Raw genomic sequence first — 14137 nt, forward strand, 5'->3', positions numbered from 1 at the left:
GGGCGGGGGTGCGGATTCGGCCCGACCCGGCCGGGCCGGGAGATCCGGCTCAGGCGCCCTTGCGGGCGAGGGCCCGGCGCCGCATGCCCAGGCCGCCGGCCAGGGCGACCAGGAAGACGGCGATCGAGGCCGGCTCAGGAATCTGCACCGCCTCGATCCGGCCCTGGATGCTCGTCCGGCCGCCGTTGGTGGTGAACGGAGCGATGTCGACCGGGTCGAGCTTGGTGATGGTGGCGATGAAGTTGCCGATCTGGAAGGTCGGCAGGTTCTCCGGGTCGAGGTTGAACGTCGCGGTGACGTTCGACTGGGTCTCGCCGGTGATCGTCCCGTTAAGCACGCCGTTGATGAAGATGGGCGTCTGGTTGGGCACCGGGGTCTCGCCGTTGACCTCGCCGACGGTCAGGGCCAGCTGGAACGGGGTGTTGTCGTAGACCGTCGAGACGTTGGCGCCCAGATCCGGCAGGACCTGGAACTCGCCCAGGCTGACGTTCGAGGGCGTGCGGACCGTCTGCTGAATGATCCCGTTGAAGTTCAGCAGGTTGCCGTTGGAGATCGTCGACGTGTCGTTGAAGGTCCCCGAGGTGCTGAAGCGGATCAGCGGGCTTGCCGGGACCGGATCGGAGACGGTCGAGTCAATGTCGGCGGCCGAGGCGAACGGGGCCGAGGCCACCAGGCCGAAGGCCAGGGCCATACCCGCCAACCGCAGCCCGGCCCAGCCGTGAATCGTGTGCATCCTTCCCTCCTGAATCATCGAAGTTCGGCGTCCTTCCAGGACGCCGGGACCGGGCCGCCACCGCGTTGCGGACGCGGGGGCCGCCCCGGCCTCGGAAGCGTGGCCAGACCTCCGGGGCGCCCGGCCCGATTCTCCCCCGCCGCCAGGCGGCCGGAGCGATCGGGTCTCGGCGAGCGGCCCGCGGCCCGAAGCCCGGGGGAGCCCCCCCCGGCCTCGACCCACGTCCCCGCCCCCCGCGTCTCGGAGGGCGGCCGGACCAGAGCCTCTGGGATCGAGCGACGGCGACCAGGCCGAGCCCGTTGCAGTCTCGTGGCGGGTCGATCGATGGGGATGCGATCCGGGTCGAGAGCGATCCATCTCACCGGCCTCCCTGCCGGCCCGAGTCGATGGGTCGTCGGTTCCGTCTCGAACGATCCGAAAGGTGGAGTTCCGAAACCGGGGCGGAGAATACCGGCCCCCTTCGGGACTGTCCACCTCAAGTTTCCCTCTCGAGCCCGATTTCGCTGAAGTTCCGCCACGGACGCACCGAAGGACCCGCCGCGAAGGCTCGGAACCCAGGACCGGCTGTCGCCCCTTGGCCCCGGATCCCGACCAGTTTTCCCGGCCTCCCCCGAACCATCCGCCCCGGAGTCCCGGCCCCGGCGCCGGTCGACAGGAGGGCGCGGCGAAGGCCCCCGGCCCTCGGCTCGGTCCCGGGCGTCGCCTCCAGCAAGGTGAACGGCCGGGCGTCCTGCAACGGCGCCGAGGCCTCGCCGGCGTAGGCCTCCCCGCCGGTCAGGGAACGCCGCCGCGCCGGCCTCCCCTCGGCGAAGGCGATCACGGCCAGGTCGACCCAGAAGATGCTCGGGCTCCGCGTCGTTTCGAAGTAAGACCGCCGGTTCTTCTGATCGGAGGCGGTGCGCCAGAGCGTCGCCGCGACGTTCGGCCGGCTGGGGTCGGAGATCCCGAAGGGGGTGGAGGCGTTTCGGATCACCCGCCGGGGGGTCGGCGACGAGCGTTCCGGCCGGTTCCAGCGGCCCGGCCGCCTTCCCGGTTGACGGCGGTGGGGAACCGGCCGTAGCATGGGGTGGCGTCCGGCGATCGGCGCGAGGCGTGCAGCCCCGCGCCGGGAGCCTTCGAGGCGAGGACTCCATGCGAGCGACCCCCGCGATCCTCCTGGGCCTGCGACTGAGCCTGGCCCTCGGCCTGCTGCTTACGGGCCGGGTGGGGGAGTAGGGCGCGTCGTCGGCGGGAGTCGCGAAGACACGACACGCGACGGAGCCCCGAGACCCACCCGGCCGGTGGATCTCGGGGCTCGTTCGCGTTCGTGAGCGTGCTTGATTGAGTTGAGGCGATCCACCCCACCGGCCGTCCTGGACCCTTCACGACACGAGAGGGAAGGCCCCCCATGGCCGACGACCATCGGATCCGGATCTTCGACACCACCCTCCGAGACGGCGAGCAGTCTCCTGGCGCCAGCATGACCCTGGCCGAGAAGCTGGAGATGGCCCGCGCCCTGGCCGAGCTGGGGGTCGACGTCCTCGAGGCCGGCTTCCCGATCGCCTCGGTCGGCGACTTCGAGGCGGTCCGCGCCATCGCCACCCAGATCGCCGGCCCGACCATCTGCGGCCTGGCCCGCTGCAACGACCGCGACATCGACCGCGCCTGGGAGGCCGTCCAGCTCGCCCAGAAGCCCCGCATCCACGTCTTCCTCGCCACGTCGGCCATCCACCGCGAGCACAAGCTGCGGATGACCCCCCAGCAGATCATCGACCGCGCCGTCGCCGGCGTCCGACGCGCCGCCGGCTACTGCGCCGACGTCGAGTTCAGCCCCGAGGACGCCGCGAGAACCGAGATCGACTTCCTCTGCGCCGTGGTCGAGGCCGCCATCGACGCCGGCGCCACCACGGTGAACATCCCCGACACCGTCGGCTACGCCACCCCCACCCAGTTCTCCCGGGTGATCCGCACGCTCAAGGAGCGGGTGCCGAACATCGAGAAGGCGATCATCAGCGTCCACTGCCACGACGACCTCGGCCTGGCCGTCGCCAACAGCCTGGCCGGCGTCGAGGCCGGCGCCCGGCAGGTCGAGTGCACGATCAACGGCATCGGCGAGCGCGCCGGCAATGCCGCGCTCGAAGAGATCGTGATGGCCCTGCGAACCCGCCGAGACTACTACGGCGCCGACACCGGGGTGAAGACCGAGCGACTCTACCCCACCAGCCGACTGCTCACCACCATCACCGGCCTCGCCGTGCAGCGGAACAAGGCGATCGTCGGCCGCAACGCCTTCGCCCACGAGTCGGGCATCCACCAGGACGGCATGCTCAAGGAGCGCTCCACCTACGAGATCATGCGCCCCGAGGAGGTCGGCGTCCCCAAGACCGACCTGGTCCTCGGCAAGCACTCCGGCCGCCACGCCCTGCGCGACCGGGCGATCGCGCTGGGCTTCCACCTCACCGAGGAGCAGCTCAACGCCGTCTTCGACGACTTCAAGGCCCTGGCCGACAAGAAGAAGGAGGTCTACGACGAGGACCTCGCCGTGCTGATCGAGAAGCAGCTTGGCGACGACGTGCCCAAGGCCTGGGAGCTGGTCAGCGTCCAGACCACGACCGGCACCGGCATGCTGCCAACGGCCACCGTCTGCATCCGCCGCCCCGACGGCGAGCTTGTGCAGGACGCCGCCATCGGCGACGGCCCGGTCGACGCCATCTTCAAGGCCGTCGAGCGCGTCACCGGCGTTCGCGCCTCGCTACTCGACTTCGCCATCCGATCCGTCACCCGAGGCAAGGACGCCCAGGGAGAGGTCACCCTGGAACTGGCCGTCGAGAGCGACGCCCACGACTTCCGCGGCCGGGCCGCCTCAACCGACATCATCGAGGCCAGCGCCCTGGCCTACATCAACGCCGTCAACGCCATCGCCTCCCGCCGCCAGCGCGGCCGCGTCCGAGAGGTCGCCGGCCGCCCCGGCGCCGGGGCCTGACCCCCTTCCCAATCCCCCCGGGGCCGCCTCGGAGGCGATCGGCCGCCGCCGCTCTGAAGGGGGCAGCCAACATCCCCGTCCTTCGCTCCGGGGGAACACGCATTGGATCGGCGCCGGCGAGCCTTCCGGGAATGAGCCGGGCCCGACGCGAGCCCCCCCGGGGCGGGAGGCTCGCGTCGGGCCCGGCTCGGATGGATCGGATCCGAAGCATTGCGATTCGGTCGCGGCGCGATCCGGTCCCACGGCGGCCGTCGGCGAGGGGATGAGCCCTCAGGTGCCGAACTCGGGCCGTCGGCCGTTGAGCTGCGCCTGCAGCCGCTGGATGATCGACGAGTGCATCTGGGAGACGCGCGACTCGGACAGGTCGAGCGTCGCGCCGATCTCCTTCATCGTCAATTCTTCATAATAGTACAGGATGATGATCAGGCGTTCGTTGCGGTTGAGCCCCTTGGTGACCATGCGCATGAGGTCCTTGCGCTGGAGCCGGCGCGTGGGGTCCTCACCCTTTTTGTCCTCGAGGATGTCGATCTCGCGGACGTCCTTGTAGCTGTCGGTCTCGTACCACTTTTTGTTCAGGGAGATGAGGCCGACGGCGTTGGCGTCCATGGCCATTTTCTCGTACTCGGCCATGCTCAGGCCGAGCTTTTCGGCGAGTTCGCGGTCGGTGGGGGGGCGGCCGTGCTCGGCTTCGAGGGCCTTGCGGGCCTCCTCCATCTTGGTGGCCTTGGCCCGGACCAGCCGAGGGACCCAGTCCATGGTGCGCAGCTCGTCGAGCATGGCGCCGCGGATCCGGGGAACACAGTAGGTTTCGAACTTGACCCCTCGGCCGAGGTCGAAGGCATCGATGGCGTCCATCAGGCCGAAGACGCCGGCGGAGATCAGGTCGTCGAGGTCGACGCCCTCGGGCAGGCGTTGCCAGATCCGCTCGGCGTTGTACTTCACCAGCGGCAGATAGCGCTCGACGAGCCGGTTCCGCAACTCGGTGGTCGGGTGTTCCTTGAATTGGCGCCAGAGTTCAGCGACATCCACGTCCACCTTGGCAGTCATCCTTGACCTCCAACGGGGGGTCTGCGGAGAGGCCCGTGCGCCATCCTGGCCGCCGGGGACGGCCCGCCGGCCCGCCCGGCCGCGAAGGCCGGGCACCCCGACGGGTGGGAACGCCCGGGATCCTGGGGCCGGGGAGGGGACGGAGCCCCCGGCTCCGCCGGGGCAACCCCTTCCCTCGCTCGCCGCGCCATCCCGAGCGATCCGCTCTCACGCTGAATATCGGACAACCGGACGAACCGGCTTGAACCTCGCACTCGAATCTTTTTTTGGCAAGGCCGATCGGCCGACCCGCCATCTCCGGCGACTACCGGCCGACCAGCGCTTCGAGCCATCCGCCCTTCCTCGGGGCGGTGCCGGCGGCGGTGTCGGCCTCGGCGGTCAGCGCCCGGGCCAGCCGCTTGACGCAGCGTGACGCCTCGCAGCCGGGGGCGTCGAGCAAGAACGGCCGTCGGCGTCGGACGGCCAGCGGCACCTTCGGGTCGAACCGGATGAAGCCGGGGCCGATCGGCCGCACGGCGGCGCCGAGGAACGACCGGCACGCCGAAGAAAGCCGGTCGAGTGCCTCGATCGCCTCGGCGCTGGAGCGGGCCTGGCCGATCACCGACCGGATCGGCGGGCCTCCTCCCGGCCGCCTTCGCAGCCGGGCGACGACCGCCTGGGCGTCGGCCAGGGCGGTCGGCTCGGGGGAGGCGACGACCACGACCGCGTCGACCGCGTCGGCCAGGCTCGACCCGCTGGGGGCGAGCCCCGAGCCGCCGTCGATGAGGATGAAGTCGGCCTCGGTCTGCCGGGCGATGTCGGGCAGCTCGGCCGCCAGGCGGTCTCGGGCGGCCTCCACCTCGCCGTCGCCGGCCCGGGCGGCGTGGACGCCGGAGAGGAATCGGATCGACTCCGGGCCGTCGACGATCGTCTCGGCCAGCGGCTTGCCGGCCAGCAGCGCGTCGCCCAGGTCTCGGTCCAGTGCCAGCCCGCAGAGCAGGTCCAGGTTCGCCAGTCCCGCGTCGGCGTCGATGAGCACCACGCGGCGGCCCATCGCCCCCAGCGCGACGGCCAGGTTGAGCGACAGGTTCGACGTCCCCACGCCCCCCTTGCCGCTGGTGATCAGCAGCGATCGGGCGCGTCGGCTCGGCGAGGGGTTCGAGGCCGGGGCCTTCGGGACCCGGGCGTCGACCCGCATCAGTTGCCTCAGTTCGTTGGCCTGGTCCGGCATGGTCGGTCCCTCAGTCGGTTTGGACGCGGTGGTCGGATCGGTGCCCGGTGTTCGGCCGGGGTCGCGGTCCCGGTCGCGGTCGCGGTCGTCGGGTGGTCGGCTCACGAGAGGGCCTCCTGTCCCAGAATCAGGGCGGCGAGTCGATCGCGGTCGGCGGGCTCGATGTCGTCGGGCACGCCCTGGCCGGTGGTCAAGTAGGTGATCGGGCGGCCGGCTCGGGCGATGACCCCCAGCAGGGGGCCCAGCGTGTCGGCCTCGTCCAGCTTGGTCAGGATCAGGCGGTTGAAGCCGAGCGGCTCGAAGCGGTCGACCACCGCCCGGAGGCTCGCCTCCCCCGAGGCGGCCGAGAGCACCAGGTGCACCTCGTCCGGCCGGGCGACGGCGAGGAAGCCGGCCAGCTCCCGGATCTTCACCTCGTCCCGGGGGCTGCGGCCGGCGGTGTCGATCAGTGCCAGATCCACGCCGCCGAGGTCGTCCAGCGCCCCGGGCATCCGGTCGGGAGCGTCGGCCACGGCGAGCGGCAGGTCGATGATCTCGGCATACGTCCTCAACTGCTCGATCGCCGCGATCCGGTAGGTGTCGACCGTCACCAGCCCCACCTTCAGCCCGAGCCCGAGCTTCGCGTTGGCGGCGATCTTGGCCACGGTGGTCGTCTTGCCCACCCCCGTCGGGCCGACCAGCGCCACGACCCTCCTCGAGCCCACCACCCCCGAGATCGGAGGAGCGACCGGCAGGCCGGCGGCGACGGCCCGCCGCATCGCCTCGGCCACCGCCTCCGGCCGGTGCAGCTCGTCCGGCTCGACCGTGTCGGCCACCAGCCGGACGAGCCGACGGGCCAGGTGCTCGGGCACCTCCCGGTCCAGCAGCCGGGCGTAGGCCGGGGTCAGGGGGGTCGGCACGTCGATCAGCAGGTGCTCGAAGCTCCCGAGCCGGCTTAGCCCCTCGACCGCCTCTCGGACCCGTCCGAGCCGGTCGTCCAGCCCGGCCCGGGCCGGGACCGGGGCTCGGCCCGTCGTCGCCGAGGCCGAAACCGAGACGGCGATCCCCGAGCGATCGGCCGGCAGGCCCGGCGGCGCCGCCGTCACCTCGATCAGCTCCCGCTCCCCCAGGCCCAGCCAGCGGCGACGGCGCAGCTCCCTCGTGCCCAGGATCACCGCCGACCCTCCCAGGTCGCGGCGGACCCGGCAGAGGGCCTCCTTCAGCGTGCCGGCTCGGTAGGTTCGGGTCGAGGTCGGGGGCATGGGAGATCGGTCGGGGCCTCGGGGTCAGGTCGGAACCGTTGAGCGTTGATGGGCGATGCCCGGATGACAGGAGGTCGATGCCGGATGGCTCATACCGAACGGCTGATCCTCCAGGCCGGATGACTCAAGCCGGGAGAGAGCGGCCGGGGGGGGAACCCTTCCCGGCGTCCGAGGTCCCCGATGAGCCCTCGGTCCTCAACCCTCACCCGTCCGGCTCGAGTCGTCCGAGTGAGCCATCCCCCGATGGCCACGCCTCCCTCGCCGCCGCTGCTCGCCTCGGCTCCGGTCCTCCCCGGGAGGAGACGGGAGCATGAGGCCCGCGGAGCGGCGCGCCGGGGGCGGGGGGATGGGCCAGAAGGGTATCGAGGGAGGAGGGCGGAGCGTCCTCGGGAGGGTCCTGCTCGACGACGGTGCCGATGACCTCGATCGGCGTGTCCCGGGGGACTTCCCGGCGGCTGAGGACCACGAGCCGGGGCAGGTCGGCGCGGGTCAGGTCCTTGAGCACGGGGCGGGCCTCGGCCGAGCAGAGGATGACCGGGGGCACGCCGCCGGCCACGGCGGCGGCCACGCCGTCGGCCACGGCTCGGACGACCGCCCGGGCGGCCTCCTCGCCCAGGGCCTCGGCCGGGCGGTCGTCCTCTCGGGCGGCGGCGGCAAGGCGGGCGTCGAGCGGGCCGTCGACGGTCACCACGCGCAGCCTCCCGTCCGCGCCGAGGTACTGCTGAGCGATCCGGCGGCCCAGAGCGCGGCGGACGCACTCGGTCAGCTCGTCGATGTCCCGGGTCCTCCCGGCGTGCTCGGCCAGGGCCTCCAGGATCGTCTCCAGGTCCCGGACGCTCACCCGTTCCCGCAGCAGGTTCTGCAAGACGCGCTGCACCTCGCCGGCGCGGAGCATGCCGGGCACGACCTCGATGACCAGCGCCGGCGACGTCTCCCGGGAGCGGTCGAGCAGGCGATTGACCTGCTCGTGCGTCATCAGCTCATCCGCGTGGCGGGCGACGATCTCGCCGAAGTGCTCGGCGATGGCGGCCGAGGGCTCGACGATCCGGCAGCCGGCCCGCTCGGCGGCCTCCCGGCCGTCGGCGTGGATCCAGACAGCCGGGCGGCCGGTGGCCGGGTCGATGCCGTCCCGGCCGTGGACCTGGAGGCCGGCCAGGCCGGCCGGAGGCACGGCCAGCAGCCGGCCGACGTAGGCCGTCCCCTGGCCGACGACCGCCCCCCGGATCTTGATCCGATAGTCGTGGGGCGCCAAGCCCATCTCGTCCCGGATCCGCACCTGGGGGACGATCAGCCCCAGCTCCCTCGCCACGCGGTGGCGGACGGTCCGAATGCGGTCGAGCAGGTCCCCTCCCCGGGTCGGGTCGGCCAGGGCGATCAGCCGGAAGCCGATCTCCAGCTCCAGCGGGTCGACGTGCAGCAGGTCCTCCATCCGCTCGGACGGCCCCTCGACGACCGTCCCTGAGGCCTCGGCCGTCGCCGTCGGCTCGGTCTTCCCAGCCGGCTCGGGGGCCTTCGATTCGGAGGGAGCCGAGGCCGAGGACGGCTCCGCCGCCCCCGCTCCTCTCGACCGCCAGCCCACGAACGCCCCGGCCCCCAGCCCGGCCGCCACCGTCAGCAGCGGCACCATCGGCAGGCCGGTCATCGCCAGCATGCCGAGCGACGCCGCCGAAACCCCCAGCACCTCCGGGCGGCCCAACAGCTGCCCGACGACCTCTCGCCCCAGGTCCGTCTCTCCGCTCGACCTGGTGACGATCAGCCCGGCCGCCAACGACGTCAATAAGGCCGGCACCTGCGCCACCAGGCCGTCTCCGATCGTCAACCGGGTGAACACCTCGACCGCCTCGGCCGGCGGCATGCCGAAGCGGATCACCCCGATCGCCAGGCCGCCGACAACGTTGATGGCCGTGATGACCACGCCGGCCATCGCGTCGCCGCGCACGAACTTGCCGGCGCCGTCCATGGCGGCGAAGAAGTCGGCCTCGCGCTGCACGGCGGCTCGGCGCCGGGCCGCCTCGGCGGCGTCGATGGCGCCGGCGTGCAGGTCGGCGTCGATGGCCATTTGCTTGCCCGGCATGCCGTCGAGCATGAACCGAGCGGCCACCTCGCCGATCCGACCGGCCCCCTTGGTGATCACCAGGAACTGGATCGCCACGAGGATGCCGAAGATCACGGCGCCGACGATCACCTCGTCTCCCGAGACGAACTCGCCGAACGCCTGGATCACCCCGCCGGCCGCGTCGAGCCCGTGGGAGCCTCCCCGCGTAAGGATCAGCCGGGTCGTCGCCACGTTGAGCACCAGGCGAGACAACGCGGTCGTCAGCAGGATGGTCGGGAAGGCGCTGAACTCCAGCGGCGTCCGCACCGAGAGGGTCGTCAGCAGCACCACCACCGCCAGGGCGATGTTGCCCGCCAGCAGCAGGTCGAGCGCCGCCGGCGGCAGCGGCACCAGGAGCACGAGCACGGCGCCGACGATCGCCGCCGGCAGGGCCGAGTCGGCCGCCGTTGAGCGGCCCAGGGCGATCATGCTCCGGGGGGTCGCGGGCATCCGAGCCTCCGAGCCAACCAACCGAATCCGATTCGATCCGATCCGATCCGATCCTTCGGCGAACCGGGCCGCCCCACCCCGTGCCTTCCGAGCGCAAGCCGGACGAGACGTGCCCGAGTCGCCGCGCGGACCCCGGACGCCCCCCGATGCCGGCCGGGCATCACGGGCGTCGGCTCCCGACAACGGCGGCGGGCCGTCTCCGGCGTGATGGCTCGAAGGGGGAATGGGTCGGGCCCGAAGAGTGCGGGGACGATACAACGGACCGCCCGGACTGTCCAGAGCGATCGGCCTGGGTGAATCGCAACGATCGTAGCGATTCGAGCCGAGAATCCGACCGGGCGATCCGTTCCTTCTCGTCAAGATTTCCGCCAGAGTGGGGAATAGCTTGGGCGGCGTGATCCAGGGCGATCGAGGCCAATTCGCGGCACGAGGTGACGCATGGAGACCTTCTTCCTGCTCTGCACGATCGTCGGCGGCACGATCCTCGTCCTGCAACTGGCGCTGGCCCTGCTTGGCTTCGGCGGCGACCTGGGGGGAGACCTCGGCGACCTGCCCGACCTCGACCTGCCCGACGCCGACGCCGACGGCGGCGGCGGCGAGGTCGCCGTCGGGCACGAGGACGGCGGGCTGGCCGCCCTGGGCAAGAAGCTGACGGTTCAGACCGTGGTGGCCTTCGTCACGTTCTTCGGCGTGGGGGGGCTCTCGGCGGCGGGCTTCGGCTGGCCGGGGCCGGCCTGCCTGGGCACGGCCATCGTCGTCGGCCTGGCGGCGACGATGCTCCTGGCCTACGCCTTCGGCGGCCTCCGGATGCTCCAGGGCAGCGGCTCGCTGCGGCTGGAGAACGCCGTCGGCCGCCCGGCCCGCGTCTACCTCCGCGTGCCGGCCCACAACGGAGGAGCCGGCAAGGTCCTCGTCCCCGTCCAGGGGCGGATCGAGGAGATCCGCGCGGTCACCTCCGGCCCCGAGCTGCGCGGCGGCGAATCGGCGGTCGTCACCCGAGTCGTCGACGCCGCGACGCTCGAGGTCGTCGCCGAGGCCGCCTACCTCGCCAAGCCGGCCGACCTGTCCGGATGATCCCTTCGGGCGGCTCCCGCCCCCGCTCCCGTCTCTCCCCTTCTTCGAGGGCCCTGCACCCATGAATCCGCTCGCGATCCCGATCGTCGCCCAGGGTACGACCGAGGGCGGGGACAACATCTGGCCGATGGTCGGCGCCGTGCTGTTCGCCATCGCGCTGTTCGGCGTCGTGACCACGGCGCTGAAGTGCTACAAGCGGTGCCCCTCGAACAAGATCCTGGTGAAGTGGGGCGTCGGGACCGGCAAGCAGACAGCCACCTGCTACCACGGCGGCGGCGCCCTGGTCTTCCCGATCTTCCAGGACTACGACTACCTGAGCCTGGAGCCGATCCAGATCGAGATCCCCCTGCGCGGGGCGCTGTCGTTCGAGAACATCCGGGTCAACGTGCCCAGCGTCTTCACCGTGGCCATCGGCAGCGACGCGCAGATCCAGGCCAACGCGGCGATCCGCCTGCTGGGGCTGACCCGGGAGCAGATCAGCAGCCAGGCCAGCGACATCATCTTCGGTCAGCTTCGGCAGGTGATCGCCTCGATGACGATCGAGGACATCAACCGCGACCGCGAGAAGTTCCTGGAGAACATCACCGCGTCGCTGGAGCCGGAGCTGAACAAGATCGGCCTGGTCCTGCTGAACGTCAACATCACCGACCTGACCGACGACTCGGGCTACATCGAGGCCATCGGCCGCAAGGCCGCCAGCACGGCGGTCAACCAGGCCGAGATCGACGTGGCCGAGCAGCAAAAGAAGGGGGCCATCGGTGTCGCCAAGGCCGAGCAGGAGAAGGCCGTCGAGGTCGCCAACGCCGAGAAGCTCCGAGAGATCGGCACCAAGACCGCCGAGCGCGATCGGATGCTTGAGGTCGCCGAGCTGACCCGTACCCAACAGGTCGGCGTCGAAACCGCCCGCTTCCAGCAGCAGGTCGGCATCAAGGATGCCGAACGCGTCACGCGCATCAAGCTCGCCGAGGCCGACGCCGCCGCCATCGCCGGCGAGAATGAAGCGAAGGCCAAGATCGCCGCCAGCAAGGCCGAGCTGAACGTGAGGGAGGCCGAGGCCTACCAGCTCGGCGAGACCCGCCGCCGAGAGGCCGAGGCCGCCGTCACCGAGGCCCAGTTCCGCGCCCAGGCCAAGGCCGCCCTGGCCGAGGCCGAGAAGGTCGAGGCCGAGCAGCGGGCCAAGCTCGAGGCCCAGGCCAAGGCCGAGAAGGCCAAGATCATCGTCGACGCCGAGGCCGCCGCCGAGCGCCGTCGCCTGGAGGCCCGCGCCGAGGCCGACGCCGTCTTCGCCCGCCTGGAGGCCGAGGCCCGAGGCGAGTACGAGCTGCTCGCCAAGAAGGCCGAGGGCCTCAAGGCCATCGTCGAGGCCTGCGGCGGCGCCCAGCAGGCCTTCCAGCTCCTGATGCTCGAACACATGGACACGCTCTCCCAGACCGCCGCCCAGGCCATCTCGAACATCAAGTTCGACAAGGTCGTCGTCTGGGATTCCGGCGCCAACGGCCACGGCCCCAACGGCGACGGCGCCAGCGTGGGAGCCACCGCCGGCTTCCTCCGCAACATGGCCCACACCCTGCCCCCGATGCTCCAGATCATGCAGGAAATCGGCGGCGTACAAATGCCCGCCTACTTCGGCAAGGTCGTCCAGGACGCCGCCGCAACCTCGGACGACGCCGAGACGCCCCCCAACGGCTCCCCCCCCGAGCCGGCCGAGGCCTCGGCCCCGGCCCCGGCCAGCGGAGAGCCCAAGGGCGGTCGCTCCGGCTCGAACCGAGGACCGGGCAATCGCCCCTCGAAGTCGTGACCCGCAGGGCCCGACCCGACCGCCCCCGGCCCGATCCCGCCGGGGAGGTCGGCCCTCGATCCCGGTTCCGATCGCATCGCCGGGCACGAGCCGACGGGCGGCTCGGCCGGAACCGGGGTCGACTCGGCCCCAGCCTCCCCGGCCCCGCCTCGAGCGTTCCTCCGATCGGGACTCAGATCCGATCGGCCGCCGAGGCGCCGTCGACCCCCCTCGCCTCCAGCACCCTCCCCCGGGCGGCCCGTCGTCGGGCCCTCAGGCCGGGATCGCCGTCGAGAGCCCGCTGCTCCTCGCGGCGCTCCTCGGGCGACATCCGCAACCGGGCATTCAGCCGACGGACCTGCATCCCATAGTCGACCAGGCCGATCGCCAGCATCGCCAGGCCGAGCCGCAGCATCGCCGCGTGCATCGTCGAGGCCGAGGCCCGCAGCAGCTCGGCCGGCGGCCCGTCGGCGGCGGCCGATACCTCCCGGTCGACCGCCCGGATCGCCCACCAGGCTAGGGCGACCAGCGCCGCCAGCCGGAGCATCGCCCCCGAGGCCCGGCCGAGCCGGCCTCCCGACGCCCCCCCCGCCGCCCCGGGCCCCAGCCGACCGGGATCAGGCAGGGCCAGGGCCGGCACGAACAGCCCGCCGACCTGCACCTGATGCGCCGCCACGCTCGCCAACGCCGGCACCGCCAGCACCGCCGCCATCGGCATCGCCACCGCCCCGATCGCCTCCCGGATCCTCTCGACGAACGCTCCCGGATCGGCCCCCGCCACCTCTTCTCCCGGAAGGGACGCCCGCATCGCCTCGATCAGCCCCTCGACCAGCCCCTGCCCGACCGCCCCCATCACCGCCACCGCCGCCAGCAACCCGACCGCCGCCGTCAGCTCGGCGCTGCGGGCCACCTGGCCCCGCTCCCGGGCCTCTCGGATCCTCCTCGGCGACGGCTCGAGCGTGCGATCGTCGGACATCGGTTCATCCACCGTGCGAATTCACTCGATCACCGGAGACGGCGTCCGGGCGTTCCCCTCCCGAGGTTCTCGCCCGCCGCCCCCCTCCCGCTCATCCCCCCGGCAGCGCCGACGACCACGCCGAGATCAGGGCCGTCGCCATCCCCGCGACTCCCAGCAGCAGCAAGGCCAGGCCGAGGGCCAGCCGGAGCGGAAGCCAGGCGGTGAAGCTGGCCAGGGCCGGGGCCGCCCGGGCCAGCAGCCCGACGGCCACCTGGGCGACGAGCAAGGCCAGCGCGACCGGCGCTGCCAGCCGCAACGCCAGGCCAAGGGCCTGGCCGACCGCGGCGCAGGCCAGCCGGATCGCCTGCTCGTCGATCGGCCCCGCCCCTTCGAGCGATCGCCCGGCCCCGGTCCCTCCCGGGGTCGCGATCCCGTAGCTGCCGGCCAGCGCCAGGGCCAGTCGAAACGGGCCGTCGAGGGCCGCGAAGGCCGCCAGCGCGATCAGGCCGCCGAGCGTCGCCGTCGGCGGGATCGGCCCGTCGTCGGCCCCCGGCGCCAGGCTCGTCGCCGCCGAGAGCCCGGCCAGCCCG

The 14137-nt window shown here is 72.4% G+C and carries 11 protein-coding genes; 3 read left to right on the forward strand and 8 right to left on the reverse strand.

Features of this window, described 5'->3' with window-relative positions; translation table 11 throughout:
• Positions 1-49: 49 nt before the first annotated feature.
• On the reverse strand, positions 50-733 hold the full coding sequence (locus TsocGM_RS23030; RefSeq protein ID WP_158633721.1) for a PEP-CTERM sorting domain-containing protein: 684 nt from the start codon (positions 731-733) through the stop codon (positions 50-52).
• A 475-nt stretch (positions 734-1208) separates the two neighbouring features.
• On the reverse strand, positions 1209-1706 hold the full coding sequence (locus TsocGM_RS23035) for a hypothetical protein (RefSeq protein WP_126727815.1): 498 nt from the start codon (positions 1704-1706) through the stop codon (positions 1209-1211).
• Positions 1707-2120: 414 nt separating this feature from the next.
• Between TsocGM_RS23035 and TsocGM_RS23040 the strand changes: the two genes are divergently transcribed.
• Positions 2121-3695 carry a 2-isopropylmalate synthase gene (locus TsocGM_RS23040; protein WP_126727816.1) on the forward strand — a complete coding sequence of 525 codons (1575 nt, stop codon included), beginning with the start codon at positions 2121-2123 and terminating at the stop codon, positions 3693-3695.
• A 270-nt stretch (positions 3696-3965) separates the two neighbouring features.
• On the opposite strand, the gene TsocGM_RS23045 is transcribed toward TsocGM_RS23040, so the two are convergent.
• From TsocGM_RS23045 to TsocGM_RS23060, 4 genes are all read right to left on the reverse strand, one after another.
• Entirely contained in the window at positions 3966-4742 is a 777-nt protein-coding gene (locus TsocGM_RS23045; RefSeq protein ID WP_126727817.1) for a FliA/WhiG family RNA polymerase sigma factor, read from the reverse strand.
• 304 nt (positions 4743-5046) lie between these two features.
• Complete coding sequence (locus TsocGM_RS23050) at positions 5047-6057, reverse strand: P-loop NTPase (protein WP_126727818.1); 1011 nt, start codon at positions 6055-6057, stop codon at positions 5047-5049.
• Positions 6054-7193, reverse strand: coding sequence for a flagellar biosynthesis protein FlhF (locus tag TsocGM_RS23055; protein ID WP_126727819.1), 1140 nt, complete (start codon positions 7191-7193; stop codon positions 6054-6056). Before TsocGM_RS23055 ends, TsocGM_RS23050 begins: the two co-directional genes overlap by 4 nt.
• 202 nt (positions 7194-7395) lie before the next feature.
• Positions 7396-9738 (reverse strand): flagellar biosynthesis protein FlhA, encoded by a 2343-nt coding sequence (locus tag TsocGM_RS23060; protein ID WP_126727820.1) that lies wholly within the window; start codon positions 9736-9738, stop codon positions 7396-7398.
• Positions 9739-10176: 438 nt separating this feature from the next.
• Between TsocGM_RS23060 and TsocGM_RS23065 the strand changes: the two genes are divergently transcribed.
• Together TsocGM_RS23065 and TsocGM_RS23070 are read left to right on the forward strand one after the other, a co-directional pair.
• Positions 10177-10812 carry a hypothetical protein gene (locus TsocGM_RS23065; protein ID WP_126727821.1) on the forward strand — a complete coding sequence of 212 codons (636 nt, stop codon included), beginning with the start codon at positions 10177-10179 and terminating at the stop codon, positions 10810-10812.
• 61 nt (positions 10813-10873) lie between these two features.
• Complete coding sequence (locus tag TsocGM_RS23070) at positions 10874-12610, forward strand: flotillin family protein (protein ID WP_126727822.1); 1737 nt, start codon at positions 10874-10876, stop codon at positions 12608-12610.
• Positions 12611-12782: 172 nt separating this feature from the next.
• On the opposite strand, the gene TsocGM_RS23075 is transcribed toward TsocGM_RS23070, so the two are convergent.
• Together TsocGM_RS23075 and TsocGM_RS23080 are read right to left on the reverse strand one after the other, a co-directional pair.
• Positions 12783-13565, reverse strand: a complete 783-nt coding sequence (locus TsocGM_RS23075; RefSeq protein WP_126727823.1) for an EscU/YscU/HrcU family type III secretion system export apparatus switch protein — start codon at positions 13563-13565, stop codon at positions 12783-12785.
• A gap of 91 nt (positions 13566-13656) precedes the next feature.
• The coding region (locus TsocGM_RS23080) for a flagellar biosynthetic protein FliR (protein WP_199756878.1) at positions 13657-14137 on the reverse strand (481 nt) is incomplete at its 5' end.

Source organism: Tautonia sociabilis (assembly GCF_003977685.1).
Lineage (GTDB): Bacteria > Planctomycetota > Planctomycetia > Isosphaerales > Isosphaeraceae > Tautonia > Tautonia sociabilis.

Coding starts and splice junctions, on each gene's coding strand:
- TsocGM_RS23030 (WP_158633721.1), bottom strand. CDS start 733: ATGCACACGATTCACGGCTGGGCCGGGCTGCGGTTGGCGGGTATGGCC.
- TsocGM_RS23040 (WP_126727816.1), top strand. CDS start 2,121: ATGGCCGACGACCATCGGATCCGGATCTTCGACACCACCCTCCGAGAC.
- TsocGM_RS23045 (WP_126727817.1), bottom strand. CDS start 4,742: ATGACTGCCAAGGTGGACGTGGATGTCGCTGAACTCTGGCGCCAATTC.
- TsocGM_RS23055 (WP_126727819.1), bottom strand. CDS start 7,193: ATGCCCCCGACCTCGACCCGAACCTACCGAGCCGGCACGCTGAAGGAG.
- TsocGM_RS23060 (WP_126727820.1), bottom strand. CDS start 9,738: ATGCCCGCGACCCCCCGGAGCATGATCGCCCTGGGCCGCTCAACGGCG.
- TsocGM_RS23065 (WP_126727821.1), top strand. CDS start 10,177: ATGGAGACCTTCTTCCTGCTCTGCACGATCGTCGGCGGCACGATCCTC.
- TsocGM_RS23070 (WP_126727822.1), top strand. CDS start 10,874: ATGAATCCGCTCGCGATCCCGATCGTCGCCCAGGGTACGACCGAGGGC.
- TsocGM_RS23075 (WP_126727823.1), bottom strand. CDS start 13,565: ATGTCCGACGATCGCACGCTCGAGCCGTCGCCGAGGAGGATCCGAGAG.